The organism is Nostoc sp. S13, assembly GCF_029379315.1.
Classification (GTDB): Bacteria; Cyanobacteriota; Cyanobacteriia; order Cyanobacteriales; family Nostocaceae; genus Nostoc.
Window position 1 is genome coordinate 1 of the sequence record NZ_JAQYWQ010000235.1, and the last position, 3,500, is coordinate 3,500.

Sequence of the window (3,500 nt, forward strand, 5' to 3'; positions counted from 1 at the left end):
ATACAAGGTCAGTACCAAGTCGAGCGTTTTACATTTAATTAGGTTGAGCTACTTAGTAGAATAGTAAAAAATGAGCAAGAGCTACAAGGATGTACCTCAAAGAAAATTCCATACATTGAGAGTAAATATGGAGTTTTGCCAAGGACTTACAGGGAGATATTAGGTTTACTTGGGCGTAGTGCCGGAAAGCTTGTTAGAGGATCGGAATTTTAGTTTTACTTCGACCAACTTATCAAAATCAATGAGTGGCAGCGAGAGGCTATCCTTGAGTTTATTGCTGAGTGAGAAGAATGTACACCCTTACCTAAAAATACTTTCTGTATCTGTCCTTTATGTTTCTTTGCCCCTGAAACTAGACATCGCATTGCTCCCGACAACTGCGGACTTCCCCTGAGCCGATAAATGGGACAGGGCAGGGGGAAAGTGTTGGCACTGCTATTGGATACAGCTAACTAGTTCTCACTTGGGGAAGAAGAATGTTAACTTAGGTGATTTTTAATGAAAAAAATACCTATGTTGTCGAAACCAACGGTTATGGTAATTTTATTACTAGAATTCACCTTAAGGGACTTCCAAATAAAAAATGTTCCAAAACTGACGCAAAAACTCTCTCTATTTCTCTTCTCTCTGTATCTCTGTGGTTCGTTTATTTGGATAATTTATTTCTTGGAAGTCCCTAAAGCCTTATTTATAAAGTTAATCTTAAAACTCTCATAAATATATTTTAAGCCTATATACTCATCACAGTATTGAAATTGTATTGATTTGTTAAAATTTTGTATTCAAGGAAAAAAGTATGAGCGATTTGAGCTTATCCTTAGCCACGCAGTCAGCAGAAACCGACACCATATTGGCAAGTGTCTTAGAAGAACAAGCACAGAAAGGGCCTGACTTGCGCCAGACACATCCTAAAAGTCATGGTTTAGTTTGGGGAGAATTCATTGTCGAAGACAGCATACCCGAATCCTGGCGGGTGGGTGTGTTTGCCAAAAAACGGAGTTATCCAATTTGGGTACGGTTATCTAATGCTTCTGCACCTGAAAAACGTGGCAAATTCAGATCAGACTTGGAACCAGATATTCACGGTTTAGCTATCAAACTTCTGGAGGTAGAAGGGGAAAAGGTACTTGATGATGAGAAGTACACACAAGATTTTATTTTTCTTAGTCACCCAGTTTTTATAACCAGAACCCTGCAACAGTTTGCTGATTTGGGGAAAGTTGGTAGTGGTCAGGCTGATCCAGAAGTATTGCGATCGCTTGCACCAGTATTTGAAATTATCCAAGCTGCTGCCAGCAAACAGGTAGCGAATCCCTTACTCATCCCATACTGGAGTACGACTCCCTATAAACTTGGCTCTCACGTCATTAAGTTCTCACTTCAGCCACACCAACCGGATGAAATTCCCGATGAAAAACCTAATTCCGAAAATTATCTGCGTGAAGCAGTAGTCAAATATCTCACTCAAGAAACAAAAGAAGCAAATTTTGACTTTCTAGTACAGCTTTTTGTAGACGACGAAAAGACACCTATTGAAGATCCCACTAAAGAGTGGAAAGAAGAGGATGCACCATATATTAAACTGGCTACTGTCAAAATTCCGGCTCAGAAATTTGACTTTGAAGAACGCAACCGATTAAATGAGGGGTTATCTTTCTCTCCTTGGCACACCTTACCTGAACATGAGCCTTTAGGTATTATTAATTTAGCTCGGAAAAAAATCTACTTAGAAGCTGTGAAGTTTCGCCATCAGTATGCTGAACAGCGCCTAAGAGAACCTCAACCTTATAGTCAGATTTTAGATCAGCCTAATACTAACTCGTAATTAGTAATCAGATGCTTTTTCATCTTCAATCAGACTCGCAATTGGAAAGGAAATCGGGGTAGAGATTGACTGAGTGAATCTAACTGGGGGTTTTTCTATTGTTGCCTTGATACTGCTACTTGGTTCACCAAAATCAGAACCAACAATCTTGTCGAAGTTAAAAGCAACAGCTAAAAAAGCCCCCAATTAGTAGTGCCCAGAACCGTAGTAAGCACTTTAGTCCTTACTAATAACTCTCTTAAGCTGTCATAATCGCTGTAGCCGGACTAGTTGCTAGTTGCCATTGCTACTCCTGCTAAATACCCGGTTGTCCAAGCACTTTGAAAGTTAAACCCACCGGTAACGCCATCAATATCTAAGATTTCTCCGGCAAAATAAAGACCAGGAACTAATCTACTTTCCATTGTCTTGAAGTTGACTTCTTTGAGGTTGACTCCGCCACAGGTAACAAATTCTTCTTTAAAGGCTCCTTTGCCGTTGATTAAGTATTGTCCCTGAGTAAGTTCTTGCACCAGTTGATTTAAGGTTTTACTAGATATTTCTGCCCAACGGTCTTCTGTGGTAATCCCTGCACGGGTAATGATATATTGCCAGAGACGATGTGGTAGGTCAACGCCGCGATGCAATGCGATCGCTTTCTTTCCCCATTCATCCTTAACTGCTAAAACTTTTTCTCGCACTTGTTCTTGTTGCAAATGGGGCAGCCAATTAATCAATAATCTAGACTGATACCGGCTTTCGTGTAGAACTCTCGCACCCCAAGCAGAAAGCTTCAAAACAGCAGGGCCACTCAAACCCCAATGGGTAATTAGCAATGGGCCAGTTTGTTGTAATGGGGATTTTCCGCCCGTAGATAACCGCAATTGGGCAGGGTTAACGCTAACTCCAGCTAATTCCCTCAGCTTTTGATCGAGAATATTGAAGGTAAATAACGAAGGTACTGGCGGTTCAATTTGATGACCTAACTCTCGGACAATTTTATAACCCACAGGGCTGCTGCCAGTCGCCAGAAGTAGGCGATCGCATTTTATCGTCTCTCCCGACTTCAAAAGAATATCAAACCCCCCATCTGCTGAGGTTCGTTTCACTAAAGTTACATGCGTACCGATACGGAGTTTTACCCCAGATGTCGCCACTGCTTTAATCAGACATTCCACAATGGTTTCTGAAGTATTGGTAACAGGAAACATCCGGCCATCAGCTTCAGTTTTGAGATAGACTCCACCAGCAGCGAACCAAGTTACTGTATCTTGAGGCCCAAACCGAGTCAAAGCACCCCGCAAAGCTTTTGCACCTCTAGGGTAATTTTGCACTAACTCCTCAGAGTCAAAGCAAGCATGAGTCACGTTGCAGCGTCCGCCACCAGAAATTAGCACTTTCGCTAGGGGTTGGCGACTGGCTTCGAGTAAAGTAACTTGGGCATCAGGATTGACTTTAGCACAAGCGATCGCGCCAAAAAATCCTGCTGCTCCACCCCCAATCACTACAATTTGTAACGGTAACAATTTCAAAAATGTCTCTTTTACAGCACCTACTCTCTAGGCTAGCTGTTATCGAACAGAATAAAGGTGCCAGTCGTCAGGAGTCAGAATACAGGAAAGGTATTCTGTACGACTGGTGGATGAATAATCGGCGTTTTTGCACCCCCACCAAATTTTCTTGTTTTGTGGTCAAC

3 protein-coding genes are annotated in these 3,500 nt (G+C 41.8%); 1 reads left to right on the top strand and 2 read right to left on the bottom strand.

What is annotated here, in order from left to right; genetic code table 11:
• Positions 1-796 precede the first annotated feature (796 nt).
• Positions 797-1,825 carry a catalase family protein gene (locus PUQ00_RS32615; RefSeq protein WP_300424137.1) on the top strand — a complete coding sequence of 343 codons (1,029 nt, stop codon included), beginning with the start codon at positions 797-799 and terminating at the stop codon, positions 1,823-1,825.
• Here the strand turns inward: PUQ00_RS32615 and PUQ00_RS32620 are convergent, their stop codons facing one another.
• Entirely contained in the window at positions 1,826-2,011 is a 186-nt protein-coding gene (locus PUQ00_RS32620; protein ID WP_300424139.1) for a hypothetical protein, read from the bottom strand.
• An 80-nt stretch (positions 2,012-2,091) separates the two neighbouring features.
• Positions 2,092-3,330, bottom strand: a complete 1,239-nt coding sequence (locus PUQ00_RS32625) for an NAD(P)/FAD-dependent oxidoreductase (protein WP_300424141.1) — start codon at positions 3,328-3,330, stop codon at positions 2,092-2,094.
• Between the last annotated feature and the right edge of the window lie 170 nt (positions 3,331-3,500).

Excerpts from the sequence above, each read along its gene's own strand:
- PUQ00_RS32615 (WP_300424137.1), top strand. The coding sequence starts at position 797 with ATGAGCGATTTGAGCTTATCCTTAGCCACGCAGTCAGCAGAAACCGAC.